At 70.2% G+C, this 17993-nt stretch carries 16 protein-coding genes; 13 read left to right on the top strand and 3 right to left on the bottom strand.

Annotated elements, in window-relative coordinates:
* Window positions 1-32 precede the first annotated feature (32 nt).
* The 8 genes from recG to mutM all read left to right on the top strand — a co-directional run bounded on the left by recG (window position 33) and on the right by mutM (window position 7579).
* Window positions 33-2264 (top strand): ATP-dependent DNA helicase RecG, encoded by a 2232-nt coding sequence (gene recG, locus ABT070_RS22920; protein ID WP_351763524.1) that lies wholly within the window; start codon window positions 33-35, stop codon window positions 2262-2264.
* 267 nt (window positions 2265-2531) lie between these two features.
* A complete protein-coding gene (gene rsmD, locus ABT070_RS22915; protein ID WP_351763522.1) occupies window positions 2532-3116 on the top strand; it encodes a 16S rRNA (guanine(966)-N(2))-methyltransferase RsmD in 585 nt (194 codons plus the stop codon).
* A gap of 26 nt (window positions 3117-3142) precedes the next feature.
* Window positions 3143-3622, top strand: a complete 480-nt coding sequence (coaD, locus tag ABT070_RS22910; protein WP_351763766.1) for a pantetheine-phosphate adenylyltransferase — start codon at window positions 3143-3145, stop codon at window positions 3620-3622.
* 111 nt (window positions 3623-3733) lie between these two features.
* The gene (locus ABT070_RS22905) at window positions 3734-4798 is read left to right on the top strand and encodes a F0F1 ATP synthase subunit B (RefSeq protein ID WP_351763521.1); all 1065 of its coding nucleotides are present in this window, start codon (window positions 3734-3736) and stop codon (window positions 4796-4798) included.
* 163 nt (window positions 4799-4961) lie between these two features.
* Complete coding sequence (locus tag ABT070_RS22900) at window positions 4962-5615, top strand: YceD family protein (protein WP_351763519.1); 654 nt, start codon at window positions 4962-4964, stop codon at window positions 5613-5615.
* Between the two features lie 2 nt (window positions 5616-5617).
* On the top strand, window positions 5618-5791 hold the full coding sequence (gene rpmF / locus ABT070_RS22895) for a 50S ribosomal protein L32 (protein WP_007493396.1): 174 nt from the start codon (window positions 5618-5620) through the stop codon (window positions 5789-5791).
* A gap of 19 nt (window positions 5792-5810) precedes the next feature.
* A complete protein-coding gene (rnc, locus tag ABT070_RS22890) occupies window positions 5811-6623 on the top strand; it encodes a ribonuclease III (protein ID WP_351763517.1) in 813 nt (270 codons plus the stop codon).
* A gap of 95 nt (window positions 6624-6718) precedes the next feature.
* Entirely contained in the window at window positions 6719-7579 is an 861-nt protein-coding gene (gene mutM / locus ABT070_RS22885; protein WP_351763515.1) for a bifunctional DNA-formamidopyrimidine glycosylase/DNA-(apurinic or apyrimidinic site) lyase, read from the top strand.
* Here mutM and ABT070_RS22880 read toward each other — a convergent pair.
* Window positions 7552-7953 (bottom strand): winged helix-turn-helix transcriptional regulator, encoded by a 402-nt coding sequence (locus ABT070_RS22880; RefSeq protein ID WP_351763513.1) that lies wholly within the window; start codon window positions 7951-7953, stop codon window positions 7552-7554. The two genes, mutM and ABT070_RS22880, sit on opposite strands and share 28 nt — an antisense overlap.
* A gap of 107 nt (window positions 7954-8060) precedes the next feature.
* Between ABT070_RS22880 and ABT070_RS22875 the strand changes: the two genes are divergently transcribed.
* Entirely contained in the window at window positions 8061-8648 is a 588-nt protein-coding gene (locus ABT070_RS22875; RefSeq protein WP_351763511.1) for a flavodoxin family protein, read from the top strand.
* Between the two features lie 96 nt (window positions 8649-8744).
* Here the strand turns inward: ABT070_RS22875 and ABT070_RS22870 are convergent, their stop codons facing one another.
* Both ABT070_RS22870 and ABT070_RS22860 read right to left on the bottom strand, forming a co-directional pair.
* The gene (locus ABT070_RS22870) at window positions 8745-9905 is read right to left on the bottom strand and encodes a tyrosinase family protein (RefSeq protein WP_351763509.1); all 1161 of its coding nucleotides are present in this window, start codon (window positions 9903-9905) and stop codon (window positions 8745-8747) included.
* Window positions 9906-10222: 317 nt separating this feature from the next.
* Entirely contained in the window at window positions 10223-11353 is a 1131-nt protein-coding gene (locus ABT070_RS22860; protein ID WP_351763507.1) for a CAP domain-containing protein, read from the bottom strand.
* A gap of 210 nt (window positions 11354-11563) precedes the next feature.
* On the opposite strand from ABT070_RS22860, the gene ABT070_RS22855 reads away from it, so the two are divergent.
* The 4 genes from ABT070_RS22855 (at window position 11564) to ABT070_RS22840 (ending at window position 17912) form a co-directional block, all read left to right on the top strand.
* Entirely contained in the window at window positions 11564-11845 is a 282-nt protein-coding gene (locus ABT070_RS22855) for an acylphosphatase (protein ID WP_351763505.1), read from the top strand.
* Between the two features lie 379 nt (window positions 11846-12224).
* Window positions 12225-12428 (top strand): hypothetical protein, encoded by a 204-nt coding sequence (locus ABT070_RS22850; RefSeq protein WP_020128723.1) that lies wholly within the window; start codon window positions 12225-12227, stop codon window positions 12426-12428.
* Between the two features lie 267 nt (window positions 12429-12695).
* Window positions 12696-16277, top strand: coding sequence for a chromosome segregation protein SMC (gene smc, locus ABT070_RS22845; protein ID WP_351763503.1), 3582 nt, complete (start codon window positions 12696-12698; stop codon window positions 16275-16277).
* A gap of 216 nt (window positions 16278-16493) precedes the next feature.
* Window positions 16494-17912, top strand: coding sequence for a sugar porter family MFS transporter (locus tag ABT070_RS22840; protein WP_351763501.1), 1419 nt, complete (start codon window positions 16494-16496; stop codon window positions 17910-17912).
* Window positions 17913-17993 lie beyond the last annotated feature (81 nt).

Here is a 17993-nt window from a genome sequence, read left to right as displayed (position 1 = left end):
CATATACGGCAATGTCAGTGACGTGGTGTGCAATGGATCTCGTGCCCGCACTGGAAGAACCACTGGAACAGCCACTGAAGTCAGTGCTCGGCCCCGCCACCGCGAAGGTGATGGCCGAGCACCTCGGCCTGCACACCGTCGGCGACCTCCTGCACCACTACCCCCGCAGATACGAGGAGCGCGGCCAGCTCACCCACCTCGCCGACCTCCCCATGGACGAGCACGTCACCGTGGTCGCCCAGGTCGCCGACGCCCGTCTGCACAGCTTCGCCTCGGCCAAGGCTCCCCGGGGCAAGGGCCAGCGCCTGGAGGTGACCATCACCGACGGCAGCGGCCGGCTCCAGCTGGTCTTCTTCAACAGCGGCGTCCACAAACCCCACAAGGACCTCCTGCCGGGCACGCGCGCGATGTTCTCGGGCAAGGTCTCGGTCTTCAACCGCCGTCTCCAGCTGAACCATCCGGCCTACGAACTGCTGCGGGCCGACACCGACGAATCGGTCGAGACCTGGGCCGGCGCCCTCATCCCGCTCTACCCCGCCACCGCGAAAATGGAGTCCTGGAAGATCGGCAAGGCGATCCAGACCGTCCTGCCGCACGCGCAGGAGGCGGTCGACCCCCTCCCGGACTCCCTGCGGGACGGCCGGGGCCTGGTCTCCCTCCCCGAGGCGCTCCTGAAGATCCACCGCCCCCGGACCAAGGCGGACATCGCCGACGCCCGCGCCCGGCTGAAGTGGGACGAGGCGTTCGTCCTCCAGGTCGCCCTCGCCCGCCGCCGCCACGCGGACGCCCAACTCCCGGCCGTCCCCCGGGTGCCCGCCGCCGACGGCCTGCTGAGCTCCTTCGACGACCGGCTCCCCTTCACTCTCACCGAAGGCCAGCAGAAGGTCTCGAAGGAGATCTTCGACGACCTGGCGACGGACCATCCGATGCACCGGCTGCTCCAGGGCGAGGTCGGTTCCGGCAAGACCATGGTCGCCCTGCGCGCCATGCTCGCCGTGGTCGACGCCGGCGGGCAGGCGGCCATGCTCGCGCCCACGGAGGTCCTCGCCCAGCAGCACCACCGCTCCGTCGTCGAGATGATGGGCGAGCTGGCCGAGGGCGGGATGCTGGGCGGGTCCGAGCGGGCCACCAAGGTCGTGGTGCTGACCGGGTCGATGGGCACGGCCGCCCGCCGCGGGGCACTGCTCGACCTCGTCACCGGAGAGGCCGGCATCGTCATCGGCACGCACGCGCTGATCGAGGACAAGGTCAAGTTCCACGACCTCGGGCTGGTCGTCGTCGACGAACAGCACCGCTTCGGCGTCGAACAACGCGACGCCCTGCGCGGCAAGGGCAAGCAACCCCCGCACCTGCTCGTCATGACGGCCACGCCGATTCCGCGCACCGTCGCCATGACCGTCTTCGGCGACCTGGAGACCTCCGTCCTCGACCAGCTCCCGGCCGGCCGCTCGCCCATCGCCAGCCATGTGGTCCCGGCCGCCGACAAGCCCCACTTCCTGGCCCGCGCCTGGGAGCGGGTCCGCGAGGAGGTCGGCAACGGCCATCAGGCGTACGTCGTCTGCCCGCGCATCGGCGACGACGCCGACGAACCGGCCGGCTCGAAGAAGGCCGGGGCCAAGAAGAGGTCCCCCGAGGACGAAGCCGAGAAGCGGCCGCCGCTCGCCGTCCTGGACATCGCCGGCCGGCTCGCCAAGGGCCCCCTGCACGGCCTGCGGGTCGAGGTCCTGCACGGCCGCATGGCCCCCGACGACAAGGACGCCGTCATGCGCCGCTTCGCCGCGGGCGACACCGACGTCCTGGTCGCCACGACCGTCATCGAGGTCGGCGTCAACGTCCCGAACGCCACCGCGATGGTGATCATGGACGCCGACCGCTTCGGCGTCTCCCAGCTGCACCAGCTGCGCGGTCGCGTCGGCCGCGGCTCGGCGCCCGGTCTGTGCCTCCTGGTCTCCGAGATGCCGGAGGCGAGCCCGGCCCGCCGGCGTCTCGACGCCGTCGCCGCCACCCTCGACGGCTTCGAGCTCTCCCGCATCGACCTCGAACAGCGCCGCGAGGGCGATGTCCTGGGCCAGGCCCAGTCCGGCGCCCGCTCCAGCCTGCGGGTCCTCGCGGTCATCGAGGACGAGGAGGTCATCGCGGAGGCGCGCGAGGAGGCGGCCCGCCTGGTCGCCGCCGACCCGGAGCTGGAGAGCCTGCCCGGCCTGCGCACGGCCCTGGACGCCCTCCTGGACGAGGAGCGGGAGCAGTACCTGGACAAGGGCTGACGGCGGCCGACCCGGACGCGGGGCGCCGCCGGTGCGCGGCGCCGGCCGCCGGACCGGCGAGCCCCGCACGGCGCGGTGCGCGGCTTCGCCGTCCGGGCGCGACGAGCCGACGAGCCACGGACGGCCCGCAGCCGCTCCCGGGACGTACGCGACGGCCGTGGACGACGCAGAGCCCTTCCCGGCGCAGAGCCCCTCCTGGCACAGAGCGCCCCCGCAGCTCCGCCTGCCAGACTGGACGCGTAACCGCCCCCGAACAAGGACCCCGAGATGACCCGCGTGATCGCCGGCGCAGCCGGTGGACGTCGCCTGGCGGTCCCGCCAGGCACCGGCACCCGTCCCACCTCCGACCGCGCACGCGAGGGTCTCTTCTCCACCTGGCAGTCCCTGCTGGGCGGCCCCCTAGGCGGCGAACGCGTCCTCGACCTGTACGCGGGCTCCGGCGCCGTGGGCCTGGAGGCGCTCTCCCGGGGCGCGGGCCACACCCTCCTCGTCGAGGCCGACGCGCGGGCGGCCCGCACCGTCCGGGAGAACGTGAAGGCCCTCGGGCTGCCCGGCGCCGAGGTCAGGGCCGGCAAGGCCCAGCAGATCATCCAGACACCGCCGGCGGACCCGTACGACCTCGTCTTCCTCGATCCCCCGTACGCCGTCACGAACGACGATCTTCGGGAGATTCTGCTCACACTCCGCTCGGGGGGCTGGCTCGCGGCCGATGCTCTCGTCACCGTGGAGCGCAGCACCAGAGGCGGGGAGTTCCCCTGGCCGGACGGGTTCGAGGCACTCAGGGCCCGTCGCTACGGCGAGGGAACGTTTTGGTACGGTCGCGCCGCCTCTACGTGCGAAGACGCACGATGACCGGACTGGAGAGCGAGGGACCACAAGTGCGCCGTGCCGTCTGTCCCGGGTCGTTCGACCCGATCACCAACGGACACCTCGACATCATTTCCCGCGCGTCTCGTCTGTACGACGAGGTCTATGTCGCGGTCATGATCAACAAGGCCAAGAAGGGCCTGTTCGAGATCGACGAGCGGATCGACCTGATCCGCCAGGTCACCGCCGAGTACGGCAATGTCCGGGTCGAGGCCTTCCACGGCCTCCTCGTCGACTTCTGCAAGCAGCGCGACATCCCGGCCATCGTCAAGGGCCTGCGGGCGGTCAGCGACTTCGACTACGAGCTCCAGATGGCCCAGATGAACAACGGTCTGTCGGGCGTCGAGACGCTGTTCGTGCCCACCAACCCCACGTACAGCTTCCTCTCCTCCTCCCTGGTCAAGGAGGTCGCCACCTGGGGCGGCGACGTCTCCCACCTGGTGCCCCCGCTGGTCCTCCAGGCCCTGGGCGAGCGGCTCAGGAAGGACTGACCCGGGGACCGGTCTCCTGACGGCCCGTCACCCGGTGTCCGGCGGACACCCCATGGCCGTACAGTCGTTCCGTCCGTCTCCAACCCAGCTGTAGAGAGTGGCGAGCAACCGGTGGACGTGCAGAAGAAGCTCGACGAGATCGTCACGGCGGTCTCCAGTGCCCGGTCGATGCCGATGTCGGCCTCGTGCGTGGTCAACCGCGCGGACCTGCTCGCCCTGCTGGAAGAGGTGCGCGCGGCCCTTCCCGACTCCCTCGCCCAGGCCGAGGAGCTGATCGGCGGCCGTGAGCAGATGGTCGAGCAGGCCCGCCAGGAGGCCGAGCGGATCATCACCACCGCGCACGCCGAGCGCGGCTCCCTGATCTCCGACACCGAGATCGCCCGCCGCTCCCAGAACGAGGCGGACCGCATCCTCGCCGAGGCCCGCAAGGAGGCCGAGGAGGTCCGCGCCGAGGCCGACGACTACGTCGACTCCAAGCTCGCGAACTTCGAGGTCGTCCTCACCAAGACGCTCGGCTCCGTCGGCCGCGGCCGCGAGAAGCTCCTCGGCACCGGCCCCGGCACCGACGAGAACGGCTACGAGGACGAGGACGCCCCCGAGCGCAGCCACGACCCCGAGACCCTGCGCCGCGACGCCGACTCCTACGTCGACACCAAGCTGGGCGCCTTCGAGGCGGTCCTCGCCAAGACCCTGGACGCGGTCGGCCGCGGCCGCCAGAAGCTGCACGGCCGCATCGCCTCGGACGACCTCGGCCTGCTCGCCGACGACGCCACCACGTTCCAGCACTCCTCCGACGCCGACTACCTCGCCGACCTGACCGCCCTCGCGGAGCAGGACGCCGCGGCGGCACAGCCCGTGCAGCAGCCGTACGACCAGCAGGAACCGCAGCCGGCGTACGGCTACCAGCAGCAGGCGGACCCCTACGGCGGCTATCAGCAGCAACAGCAGCAGCAGGGCTACGGTCAGCAGGACGCGTACGGCTACCAGCAGCAGGCCGACCCGTACGCGTACCAGGGCTACGACACCCAGCAGGCCCCCTACGACCCGAACCAGGCCGTGCAGCAGCCCCAGCAGCAGGTCCAGCAGGGATACGCCCTCGACGAGACCAGCCTCTTCGACACCGGCATGATCAGTGCCGAGCAGCTGCGCGCCTACGAGCAGGAACGCGGCCTGTAGCACCGGCGCAGCACCGGGGCGGACCGGAGAAAGAGCCCGGATTGGGCTGTGGGCGAATGCTCCAGTATCCTGGCTCTTCGGTCGCGTGTACGTCCGCGATCACAGCTGCCCGCAGCACCGTAGTAGGGCAGCGTCCCCCGAGCTCAGAAGATCGAAAGCAGGAATGGCCCTGAACGCCCGCCTCGACCACCGCAAGCCTCTCGTGTTCGACACGCACGAGCTGGGGCGGCGTCCTGGTGCGCTACAGCGCCTGACCCGCGAGTTCGACGCTCCCCAGGACCTCGGGATCCAGGGAGTGATCGGAGTGCCGGAAGGCGCCCCGGTGGAACTGCAGCTCCGACTCGAGTCGGTCATGGAAGGGGTGCTCGTCACAGGCACCGCCCGTGCACAGGCCGAGGGGGAGTGCGTAAGGTGTCTGGAGCCGCTGGAGCTGGAGCTCGAAGCGGACTTCCAGGAGATGTTCTCGTACCCTGACGCCGACGACCGGGGCCGCCCCAAAGCGGAGCCGGTCGACGACGCCGAGGAAGACGAGGACAGGCTCTTCATCGAGGACGGATTGTTCGACCTCGAACCCGTGCTGCGTGATGCGGTGGTGCTTGCACTGCCGATGCAGCCGGTGTGCCAGGACGACTGTCTGGGCCTGTGCTCCGAGTGCGGAGCCCGGCTCACGGACGACCCGGACCACCACCACGATGCCACCGACATCCGTTGGGCGGCACTGCAGGGACTCGCCGGTTCACTCGAAGACGGCGAGAAGGACGAGATGAGTGGCGAAGCGCCTCGATCGGCGCCCGCCAACGAGAAGCAGGAGAAGTAGCCGTGGCTGTTCCGAAGCGGAAGATGTCGCGCAGCAACACGCGCCACCGCCGGTCGCAGTGGAAGGCTGCGGTCCCCACCCTGGTTGCGTGCGAGCGCTGCCACGAGCCCAAGCTGCAGCACATCGCGTGCCCGTCTTGCGGCACCTACAACAAGCGCCAGGTCCTCGAGGTCTGAGCGGCTGGTGAGAGGCTTCATGTCTGACGCCAAGGCGGACACGACCGCCAAGAACAAGGCGGACACGGCCTCGTCCCACACGCTTCTGGAAGGGCGGCTCGGCTATCGGCTCGAGTCCGCCCTTCTGGTGCGTGCGCTGACCCACCGTTCCTTCGCATACGAGAACGGCGGTCTGCCGACGAACGAGCGGCTGGAGTTCCTCGGGGACTCCGTGCTCGGCCTCGTCGTCACGGACACGCTGTATCGCACCCACCCCGACCTGCCCGAAGGCCAGCTGGCCAAGTTGCGGGCCGCGGTGGTCAACTCGCGTGCGCTGGCGGAGGTCGGTCGTGGCCTCGACCTGGGCTCCTTCATCCGGCTCGGCCGGGGTGAAGAGGGCACGGGCGGCCGGGACAAGGCGTCCATCCTCGCCGACACCCTCGAAGCGGTGATCGGCGCGGTCTATCTCGATCAGGGCCTCGACGCGGCCTCCGAACTGGTGCACCGCCTGTTCGACCCGCTGATCGAGAAGTCCTCGAACCTCGGTGCCGGCCTGGACTGGAAGACCAGTCTCCAGGAGCTCACCGCGACCGAAGGGCTCGGTGTTCCCGAGTACCTGGTCACGGAGACCGGCCCCGACCACGAGAAGACCTTCACTGCTGCTGCCCGCGTCGGAGGCGTCTCGTACGGCACCGGCACCGGCCGCAGCAAGAAGGAGGCGGAGCAGCAGGCCGCCGAGTCCGCATGGCGGTCCATCCGGGCCGCGGCGGACGAGCGTGCCAAGGCTGCGAAGTCCGTCGAGGCCGTCGAGGCCCCCGACGGCAGCCCGGACTCCGAGTCCGCCTCCGCCTGACGAACAGCGGTACAGCAGGAGAAGCAAGCAGAACAGCGGTACGAGACGAGCGCCCGCCCCCCGTTGGGAGGCGGGCGCTCCGTACGGGGGATCCCATGCCCGAGTTGCCCGAGGTCGAGGTCGTCCGGCGCGGTCTGGAGCGGTGGGTCGCCCATCGCACGGTCGCCGGCGCCGAGGTGCTGCACCCGCGTGCCGTACGCCGTCATATCGCCGGCTCCGACGACTTCGCGCACCGGCTCGAGGGTCACCGCATCGGCACCCCCAGCCGCCGGGGCAAGTATCTGTGGCTGCCGCTGGCGGACACGCACCAGGCGGTCCTCGCCCACCTCGGGATGAGCGGTCAGCTCCTGGTCCAGCCGCACGAGGCGCCCGACGAGAAGCATCTGCGCGTCCGGGTGCGCTTCGCGGACGAGGTCGACACCGAACTGCGCTTCGTCGACCAGCGCACCTTCGGCGGGCTGTCGCTGCACGACACCACCCCCGACGGCCTTCCGGACGTCATCGCGCACATCGCCCGTGACCCCCTCGACCCGCTGTTCGACGACGAGGCGTTCCATCAGGCCCTGCGGCGCAAACGCACCACCATCAAGCGCGCTCTGCTCGACCAGTCGCTGATCAGCGGCGTCGGCAACATCTACGCGGACGAGGCGCTGTGGCGTGCCCGTCTGCACTACGAACGTCCGACCGCGAACTTCACCCGCCCCCGCACGCTCGAACTCCTGGGTCATGTCCGGGACGTGATGAACGCGGCTCTCGCCGTGGGCGGCACCAGTTTCGACAGCCTGTACGTCAACGTCAACGGCGAGTCGGGCTACTTCGACCGGTCGCTGGACGCCTACGGCCGCGAGGGCCTGCCCTGCAAGCGGTGTGCCACGCCGATGCTCCGGCGCCCGTGGATGAACCGGTCCAGCTACTTCTGCCCGAAGTGTCAGAAGGTGCCGCGCGTCCCGTCGTAGTGCTCGCGGGCGGCCAGGACGTCGTCCATGCGCCCCTCGACGCAGTGGATGAGGGACAGCAGTCGCTCGGCCACCTCGCGCCCCAGCGGCGTCAGTTCGTAGTCCACGCGAGGCGGGTTGGTCGGCTGGGCCTCGCGGTGCACGAGGCCGTCGCGCTCCAGCGCGTGCAGCGTCTGGGACAGCATCTTCTCGCTCACGCCGTCGACCCGTCGGCGCAACTCGTTGAAGCGCAGCGAACCCTCGTGGAGCGCACCGAGCGTGAGCCCACCCCAGCGGCCCGTGACGTGTTCCAGCGTGCCGCGTGAGGGGCAGGCCTTGGCGAACACGTTGAACGGGAGGTCCTGGTCCCCCGCGCGCTCCTGGGTGATGTCCATGCGTCAAGCCTACTCGACGGCAGCGCTATCCGACAGGTTGCACTAACCAAAAGTTAGTGCTTTCCTGTGGTTACCGCATTCGACCTGCCCTATTCGAGGAGTGCCGCATGTCCACCCCCGTCATCGCTGTCGCCTACCACTCCGGCTACGGCCACACCGCCGTCCTCGCCGAGGCCGTCCGTGCCGGGGCCGCCGACGCCGGCGCCGAGGTGCGGCTGATCAAGGTCGACGAGATCACCGAGGAGCAGTGGACGCTGCTCGACGGCTCGGACGCGATCGTGTTCGGCTCGCCGACCTACATGGGGACCGCTTCCGGCGCCTTCCACGCCTTCGCCGAGGCGACCTCCGCACGCTGGGCCACCCAGCAGTGGAAGGACAAGCTGGCCGCCGGGTTCACCAACTCCGGCTCCAAGAGCGGCGACAAGCTGCACACGCTCCAGTACTTCCAGATCCTCGCCGCGCAGCTCGGCATGCACTGGGTCAACCTCGGCCTGCTGCCCGGCTGGAACAGCAGCACCGCGTCCGAGCACGACCTCAACCGCCTGGGCGTCTTCCTGGGCGCGGCCGCGCAGACCAACGTCGACGAGGGCCCGGACGCCGTGCACAAGGCCGACGTGGCGACGGCGGAGCACCTGGGGCGGCGCGTCGCCGAGACCGCGAGGGTCTTCCTGGCCGGCCGCGCCCTGGCCGCTTGACCGTTCCCGCGGGGCCCGGCACCCGCGGTTCGATCTGAAAGAGGCCCCCGCCGCGGCGAAGCGACGGGGGTCTGTCCCTTGCTGTCGCTGATCCGGTCAGGCCATCACACGACGGGTGGACCGCCAGGCGATCGCCCCGGTCAGGCCGGTGACCTCCAGATCTCCGTCCCCCGTCAGCCGGAGACGGTTGCCGCGCCCGTTGATGCCCAGGCTCCACACCCGCTGTCCGTCGGCGTCGTCGATGGTGAGGTCGCCGTTCATCTGCATGACGCACATTCCAGGAGACCTGCGCTGTGTCTGGGACGACCACCGCGGAGTGTGTTCGCCGTCCTGGTACAGGGCCAGGTTCCCGTCGGTCTCGTAGACGAGCCGGTACCGGCCGCCTTCCGAGCTGATCGAGTCGCCGCCGCGCAGGGTGTCCCCGGGATACATGTGGTCGCCCTGGGCGGTGGGGTTCTCGGTGTCGTAGACGTAGCCCAGGCTGCGGTGGTCGAGCACCGCGCTCACCCGCACGTTCGACCACGGGGGCATCAGGTCGTCGACGTTCTGTCCCTGCGGGCCGCCGCTCTGCGGGCGGTACAGGTCGGTCGGGTGCTGCCGCTGCCACTCGGCCCAGAGCCGGTCGACGTTGCAGTGATGCAGCCAGAAGACGGGGTCGTTGGGCGAACTGGCGAGTTCCATGTTGCCGCCGATCCACCGATGGACCCTGTTGTGGATGTCCGGCGTTATCACGCCTTCCAGGGACTTGCGGAAGCTTTGGCTCACCCCCTCCCACGGCGCGCTGTCGTACGGCGTCATCGAGAGGCAGGCGGACACCTCGGCGGCTGTCGGCAGGTGGTCGATGCCGGCACCGAACTGCCGCCTGAGGTACGACGGGATCTCCCGAGTGGGATCGACGCAGGACCATCCGGCGCTCACGGCGAACGGACCGGTCATCACCCGGTCGTCGCTCTCCCTGCCGTTGCCGCCCATGAAGTAGTCGGCCCAGGGATCGTCGGCGCCCGTCCAGTCCCAGTACGGAATGGTGAGCGGCTGCTGGCCGGGCGGGATCGGCAGTGCCGTCTCGAAGATTCGGAGGAACTCCCGGTGCCAGGGCAGGAAGGTGGGGACGTGGTGGTAGTAGTTCGCACCTTCCGCGTGCGCCTTGGTGAACTGGTCGTAACTGCCTCGGGATTTTACGTTCCACACCGCTGTGACGAGCAGCCGCTTCTGGTCCTCGGACAGCAGAGCCTGGTTCCTGCGGACAAGTTGGGTCATGGCACGCCTCTCCCGACGATCGGCCGAATGGGTGAATGTCCCTCGACCAACATCGGATCGCAGCCGGCTCGTCGCCACCCGGAGTACGCCATTCGGGTGACTACCCAGCTCTCGTGGACGTCGCCGCCGCATGCGCTTCCACGATCGAGTGTGGCGGCCTGCGCTTCAGGCGTGGAGACCGGGCGGGACAACGGCATGCACGCGCTGAGGCACGTCTACGCCTCGGTGTTTCTGGACGCGGGGGAGAGCGTCAAGGCGGCGGAAGACGGCCCGGAGCCGGCCCAGGGGCCGTCCTGGGTGTCTGACCTGCGGTTATCTCAGTAGCCGAAGTCCTGCGTCCACCAAGGGCCGCCTGAGCCCAGGTGGACACCGACGCCCAGCGTCTTGAAGTCGCAGTTCAGGATGTTCGCCTTGTGGCCGGGGCTGTTCATCCAGGCCTCCATGACCGCGGCCGCGTCGGCCTGGCCACGGGCTATGTTCTCGCCGCCGAGATCGGATATCCCGGCCTTCGCCGCCCGGTCCCACGGGGTCGCCCCGTCCGGGTCGGTGTGGTCGAAGAAGCCGCGCGCGGCCATGTCGTCGCTGAACGCCTCGGCGAGATCCGACAGCGCGCTGTTGGCGGAGACGGCACTGCACCCGACCTTGGCCCGCTCCTCGTTGACCAGCTTCAGCACCTCGGCCGCGGCCTGCGCCTCGGCCGGGACCGTCACCGGGGACTCGGACTTGTCCGGCGCCTTGGTGGCCGTCTTCGACTTCGACGGAGTGGCCTTCGGCTCCTTGGAAGGCGTGGCCTGCGGCTTCTCGGTGGCCGTCTCGGTCGGCGACGCCGACGCGGTGGAGGCGGAGGGGGAAGGCGTCTGCGAGGTGGCGGGCGAGGTCGACCGGCCGGCGTCACGGCTGGTCGACGTACCACCGCGTTCGTCGTCGGCGGCGCCGGACGTGCCGCCCTGCTCGGAGGCCGAGTTGGTCGGGGAGTCGGCGGCCTGCACCTTGTCGCCCGAGCCGTTGCCGCCGCCGAGCTGGTAGTTGTCGAGACCGGGCACCACGCCCGTGGCCACCGCGACGGTGCCGATCGCGACCGCCGCGGAGACACCCAGCAGTCCCGTCTTGACCGGTGTGGCGACCTTCCGCTTGCGGCGGCGGCCCGCCCCGGCGGCCCGGTCCGGGCCCGGCCGCAGTGGGCCGTCGTCGGGCCGGAAGCCGTCCGTCGCGAAGACCGCGGTGTCGGTGTAGCCGTCGCCGGTGGCGTACAGGTAGTCCCGGCTTCTGGCGACGGTGTCGGCGTAGGCCTCCGGGTTCAGATACGGCGCGATGCCCATCGTGGGGCGGTCGTCGTCGTACGAGTCCTGCGGGGCGTGACTGTCCGCGTGCGAGCCGTGCGTCTGTGTGACCCCCGTGGCGCGGCCCGTGGCGGCGCGGCCGGCGGCGGAGCGTCGGTGGCGTCCCATGTCCTTGCCTTCCTCGTCCAAGCGGTGTTCCCGGCGGTGTTCTCGGCGATCGGCCGAGGTGCTGGGGCGACGGGCGCCTCCTGCTCCCTCTGGTCAACCAGACTCACCCGATCGAGTGAGTTTCATATGAGAATCATTGGGTGGGGACGGTACCGCATGGCTCTGGGGGAGGAAGTGCTCCGAGCGACTTTGCCCGGTTAGGTTGCACCCATGAGCGAGGATGTACGGCTGGTCGCCTGGGTGCGTGGACATGTCCAAGGTGTGGGTTTCCGCTGGTTCACCCGGGCCAAGGCGCTGGAGATCGGCGGCCTGAGTGGTTTTGCTCTCAATCTGGCCGACGGACGGGTCCAGGTCGTCGCGGAAGGGGCCCGGGAGGGCTGTGAGGGACTGCTCGGGTGGCTCCTGGGTGACGACACGCCCGGACGGGTGGAGGGCGTCACCGAGATATGGGACACACCGCGCGGCGGCTACGACGGCTTCGCGATCCGTTGAGGAATCCGCGCGGAGCGACCCCGGGCGGGCGCCGGTACATGCCAATGGCACCTGCCCGGGCGGAAAGGGGCAGGTGGTTGCCAAGAATCGCTTGCAGTGGGAGGCTCCGCACGTCAGGATGATCGCCACGCCCCGAGAGCCCCGCAGGAGTCGCAGCGCCGCCGTTCAGGCCGCGCGCCACCGGGATGCCCGCCAATACGGGGCGTGATCGTGTTGACCGTCAAACTTTTTGGTGAGACGCTGAAAGCACCCCGCGCACCTCAGCTGTTTGGCATGGATGAACGGCAGCACAACCAAGATCCTGGCAAGCACCGCGGGTGCGAATCCCTCACGACCCACACCGCTTCGGTCGGTCACTCATTGTGGAGGACCATCCATCATGGCAAAGGCGCTTCTCGGTTACGTCGGCGGCTCCGACCCGCGACTCCTCGCCGAGATGCGACGGCTCCAGCAGCGCGTACAGGACCTGGAATCCGAGCTCGGACGCATCCAGGCCGAGAACGACGCGCTCACGGCTGCCGCTTCTCACGAATCGCTTCTCGAGAGCATCGACGCACGCCAGGCGGAGCCTGCGCTCACCTGATCGCTGCACCGCTGCACAACGGCACACGCAGTGGTCGGGCGGCTCATCCCGCCGCGTCGGACCGCTAAGTAGTCAGAGTTTGCAAGGGACGCTTCGGCGTCCCTTCTTTCTTTCCCCCGCCCCGTCTTCCCCGCCGTCGTCCTGCTCGCTCTTTTGCTTCCCCCGCGCACCCTTTCAGTCTCTTAACGTTTGGTGTGCCCTGCGCGTTCATGGGTGAAACCGCGGGTTCATGGAGTGAGACACCCCCGGAAGGTAGAGTCCAGCGCCGTGCACCTCAAGGCCCTGACCCTCCGGGGGTTCAAGTCGTTCGCATCAGCGACCACGCTCCGGTTCGAACCGGGGATCACGTGCGTCGTCGGACCCAACGGCTCGGGCAAGTCCAACGTCGTCGACGCGCTCAGCTGGGTCATGGGCGAGCAGGGCGCGAAGTCGCTGCGCGGCGGCAAGATGGAGGACGTCATCTTCGCCGGCACCACCGGCCGCCCCCCGCTGGGCCGCGCCGAGGTGTCCCTGACCATCGACAACTCCGACGGGGCGCTGCCCATCGAGTACGCCGAGGTCACCATCACGCGGATCATGTTCCGCAACGGCGGCAGCGAATACCAGATCAACGGCGACACCTGCCGGCTCCTCGACATCCAGGACCTGCTGTCCGACTCGGGCATCGGCCGCGAGATGCACGTCATCGTCGGCCAGGGCCAGCTCGACTCCGTCCTGCACGCCGATCCCATGGGCCGCCGCGCCTTCATCGAGGAGGCCGCGGGCGTCCTCAAGCACCGCAAGCGCAAGGAGAAGGCGCTCAGGAAACTGGACGCGATGCAGGCCAACCTCGCGCGCGTGCAGGACCTGACCGACGAACTGCGGCGTCAGCTCAAGCCCCTCGGCCGTCAGGCCGCCGTCGCCCGCCGTGCCGCCGTCATCCAGGCCGATCTGCGCGACTCCCGACTGCGCCTCCTCGCCGACGACCTCGTACGGCTCCGGGAGGCCCTGCAGACCGAAGTCGCCGACGAGGCCGCCCTCAAGGAGCGCAAGGAGGCCGCCGAGCAGGAACTGCGCAAGGCCCTCCAGCGGGAGGCCCTGCTGGAGGACGAGGTCCGCCGGCTCGCACCGCGCCTCCAGCGCGCCCAGCAGACCTGGTACGAGCTGTCCCAGCTCGCCGAACGCGTCCGCGGCACGATCTCGCTCGCCGACGCGCGCGTGAAGAGCGCCACCTCCGCGCCGCCCGAGGAGCGCCGCGGCCGCGATCCCGAGGACATGGAGCGCGAGGCCGCCCGCGTCCGCGAGCAGGAGGCCGAGCTGGAGGCCGCCCTGGAAGCGGCCCAGCACGCGCTCGACGACACCGTCACCCACCGCGCCGACCTGGAGCGGGAGCTCGCCGTCGAGGAACGGCGGCTGAAGGACGTCGCCCGGGCCATCGCCGACCGCCGCGAGGGCCTGGCCCGGCTGAACGGCCAGGTCAACGCGGCCCGTTCACGTGCCGCCTCCGCCCAGGCCGAGATCGACCGGCTCGCCGCCGCCCGCGACGAGGCCCAGGAACGGGCCGTCACCGCGCAGGAGGAGTACGAGGAGCTCAAGGCGGAGGTCGACGGCCTCGACGCGGACGACCAGGAGCTCGGGGAACAGCACGAGACGGCCAAGCGGCGGCTCGTCGAGGCGGAGGCCGCTCTCAGCACCGCCCGCGAGGCGGTCACCGAGGCCGAACGCGGCCGCGCCGCGACCAAGGCCCGCCACGAGACGCTGGCGTTGGGCCTGCGCCGCAAGGACGGCACGGGCGCGCTGCTCGGTGCGCGGGACCGGCTGAGCGGACTGCTGGGCCCGGCGGCCGAACTGCTGACGGTGACGCAGGGACACGAGGTCGCGCTCGCGGCGGCCTTCGGGGCGGCGGCGGACGCCCTCGCCGTGACGACCCCGGCCGCGGCCGCCGAGGCACTCCGCCTGCTGCGCAAACAGGACGCGGGACGGGCGGCGCTTCTGCTCGCCGGAGCACCGGCAGCGCCCCGACGGGGCACGGGCAACGACGCGACCGGCCATGACGCACCCGCAGCCGGCGGACAACTCGCCGCGGACCTCGTCCACGCCCCCGCCGAGCTCATGCCCGCCGTCCGCCGCCTCCTCCACGACATCGTCGTCGTCGGCACCCTGGAGGACGCCGAGGAACTGGTCCACCGGTACCCGGAACTGACCGCCGTCACCGCCGAAGGCGACCTCCTCGGCGCCCACTTCGCGCAGGGCGGCTCCGCGGGCGCGCCCAGCCTTCTCGAAGTGCAGGCGTCCGTGGACGAGGCGGCCGCGCAGTTGGAGGAGCTGGCCGTCCGGTGCGCGGAGCTGACGCGAACGCAACACGCGGCCCAGGAACACCGTAAGGAGTGTGCCGCGCTCGTCGAGGAGTCGGGGGAGCGGCGGCGGGCCGCCGACCGGGAGAAGTCGGCCGTGGCCCAGCAACTGGGGCGGCTCGCGGGACAGGCGCGGGGCGCCGCCGGCGAGGCCGAGCGGTCCGCGGCGGCCGCGGCGCGGGCACAGGAGGCGCTGGACCGGGCGGTGGAGGAGGCCGAGGAGCTGGCCGAACGGCTGGCTGTCGCCGAGGAGATGCCGGTCGAGGAGGAGCCCGACACCTCCGTGCGCGACCGGCTCGCCGCGGACGGGGCGAACGCCCGGCAGACCGAGATGGAGGCGCGGCTCCAGGTCCGTACGCACGAGGAGCGGGTGAAGGGGCTGGCCGGGCGGGCCGACTCGCTGGACCGGGCCGCGGGCGTGGAACGCGAGGCACGCGCGCGTGCCGAGCAGCGGCGGGCGCGGCTGCGGCACGAGGCCGCCGTAGCGGAGGCCGTCGCCTTCGGTGCGCGGCAACTGCTCACGCATGTCGAGGTGTCCCTCGGGCGGGCCGAGGCGGAGCGGGTCGCCGCCGACGCCGCCAAGGCGCGGCGCGAGCAGGAACTGGCCGCCGCCCGCACCGCCGGGCGCGACCTCAAGGCCGAGCTGGACAAGCTGACGGACTCGGTGCACCGGGGCGAGGTGCTCGGCGCCGAGAAGCGGATGCGGATCGAGCAGCTGGAGACCAAGGCGCTGGAGGAGCTGGGGGTGGAGCCCGCGGGGCTCGTCTCCGAATACGGGCCCCACCAGCCGGTCCCGCCTTCGCCGCCCGCCGAGGGCGAGGTGCTGCCGGAGGACCCCGAGGACCCGCGCAACCAGCCGAGGCGTTTCCTGCGGGCCGAGCAGGAGAAGCGGCTGCGGGCGGCCGAACGCGCCTATCAGCAGCTCGGCAAGGTGAACCCGTTGGCCCTGGAGGAGTTCTCCGCGCTGGAGGACCGGCACAAGTTCCTCAGTGAGCAGCTGGAGGACCTCAAGAAGACCCGTGCCGACCTCCTTCAAGTGGTGAAGGAGGTCGATGAGCGGGTCGAGCAGGTCTTCACCGAGGCCTTCCGGGACACCGCACGACAGTTCGAGGGTGTGTTCGGCCGGCTCTTCCCGGGTGGCGAGGGGCGGCTGATCCTGACAGACCCCGACAACATGCTCACCACGGGCGTCGACGTCGAGGCCAGGCCGCCCGGCAAGAAGGTCAAGCGGCTCAGCCTGCTCTCCGGTGGCGAGCGGTCGCTGACGGCCGTCGCCATGCTGGTGTCGATCTTCAAGGCCCGGCCCAGCCCGTTCTACGTCATGGACGAGGTCGAGGCGGCCCTCGACGACACCAACCTGCAGCGGCTGATCCGCATCATGCAGGAGCTCCAGGAGTCCTCGCAGCTGATCGTGATCACGCACCAGAAGCGGACGATGGAGGTCGCCGACGCGCTGTACGGCGTGTCCATGCAGGGCGACGGTGTGTCGAAGGTCATCAGCCAGCGCCTGCGCTGAGCGGCCCGAAGCGGGGTACCTGTATCCAAGCTCCGGGCGGTTCTTCAAGAGTTGAACACATCGACCTCAAGTGTGTACTGAAAAGTCACAGCCACCCCCTCTTGACTTCGACACTTGAAGGCATAGTCTCGGCACCGTTGCTTTTACCTTCAGGTACCACCTATCTGGAGGTGCTGATCCCGTCGGCGGCGTTGCCGGCGGTCCGAGGAGTTGAACGTGGCCAGCACAGAGCAGGCGCAGAAGTCAGGAGCCGGGACGGCTCATCCCGATCATCTCGGGCATGTCGTCTTCATCGCGGCGGCGGCCGCGATGGGCGGGTTCCTGTTCGGTTACGACAGTTCCGTCATCAACGGCGCCGTCGAGGCCATCCGGGACCGTTACGACGTCGGTTCCGCGGCCCTGGCGCAGGTCATCGCCATCGCCCTGATCGGGTGTGCCGTCGGTGCCGCGACCGCCGGCCGTATCGCCGACCGGATCGGCCGCATCCGGGTCATGCAGATCGCCGCCGTGCTGTTCACCGTGAGTGCCGTGGGCTCGGCGCTGCCCTTCGCGCTGTGGGACTTCGCCCTGTGGCGGGTCGTCGGCGGTTTCGCCATCGGTATGGCCTCCGTGATCGGCCCGGCCTATATCGCCGAGGTCGCCCCGCCCGCCTACCGCGGGCGCCTGGGGTCCTTCCAGCAGGCCGCGATCGTCATCGGTATCGCGATCTCGCAGCTGGTCAACTGGGGCCTGCTGAACGCCGCCGGCGGCGACCAGCGCGGCGAACTCATGGGCCTGGAGGCCTGGCAGGTCATGCTGGGCGTCATGGTGGTCCCGGCCGTCCTCTACGGCCTGCTGTCCTTCGCGATCCCCGAGTCCCCGCGGTTCCTGATCTCCGTCGGCAGGCGCGAGCGGGCCCGCGACATCCTCGAAGAGGTCGAGGGCGACAAGATCGACCTGGACGCCCGCGTCGCCGAGATCGAGCACGCGATGAACAGCGAGCACAAGTCCACGTTCAAGGACCTGCTCGGCGGTTCCTTCTTCTTCCGGCCGATCGTCTGGGTCGGTATCGGCCTGTCGGTGTTCCAGCAGTTCGTCGGCATCAACGTCGCGTTCTACTACTCCTCGACGCTGTGGCAGTCGGTCGGTGTCGACCCGACGGACTCGTTCCTGTACTCCTTCACGACGTCGATCATCAACATCGTCGGCACCGTGATCGCGATGATCTTCGTGGACCGCGTCGGCCGCAGGCCGCTGGCCCTCATCGGCTCCGTCGGCATGGTCGTCGGTCTCGCGCTGGAGGCCTGGGCGTTCTCCTTCGACCTGGTCGACGGCAAGCTGCCGGCCACCCAGGGCTGGATCGCCCTGATCGCCGCCCACGTGTTCGTCCTCTTCTTCGCCCTGTCCTGGGGTGTCGTCGTCTGGGTCTTCCTCGGCGAGATGTTCCCCAACCGGATCCGTGCCGCCGCCCTCGGCGTGGCCGCGTCCGCGCAGTGGATCGCCAACTGGGCCATCACCGCGAGCTTCCCGTCGCTGGCCGACTGGAACCTCTCCGCGACCTACGTGATCTACACGGTCTTCGCCGCGCTCTCCATCCCGTTCGTCCTCAAGTACGTCAAGGAGACGAAGGGCAAGGCGCTGGAGGAGATGGGCTGAGCCTCGTGAAGAGGCCCCTGATCTCGAGGAGCCGGGCCAAGTCCCCGCTGCCCGCTCCTCGATACCCGTAGGACGCGCTGC

The organism is Streptomyces sp. NPDC002884, assembly GCF_040295245.1.
Taxonomy (GTDB): Bacteria; Actinomycetota; Actinomycetes; order Streptomycetales; family Streptomycetaceae; genus Streptomyces.
Note: the sequence above shows the minus strand (reverse complement) of the source record. Positions and strands in the feature narration are given on the sequence as shown.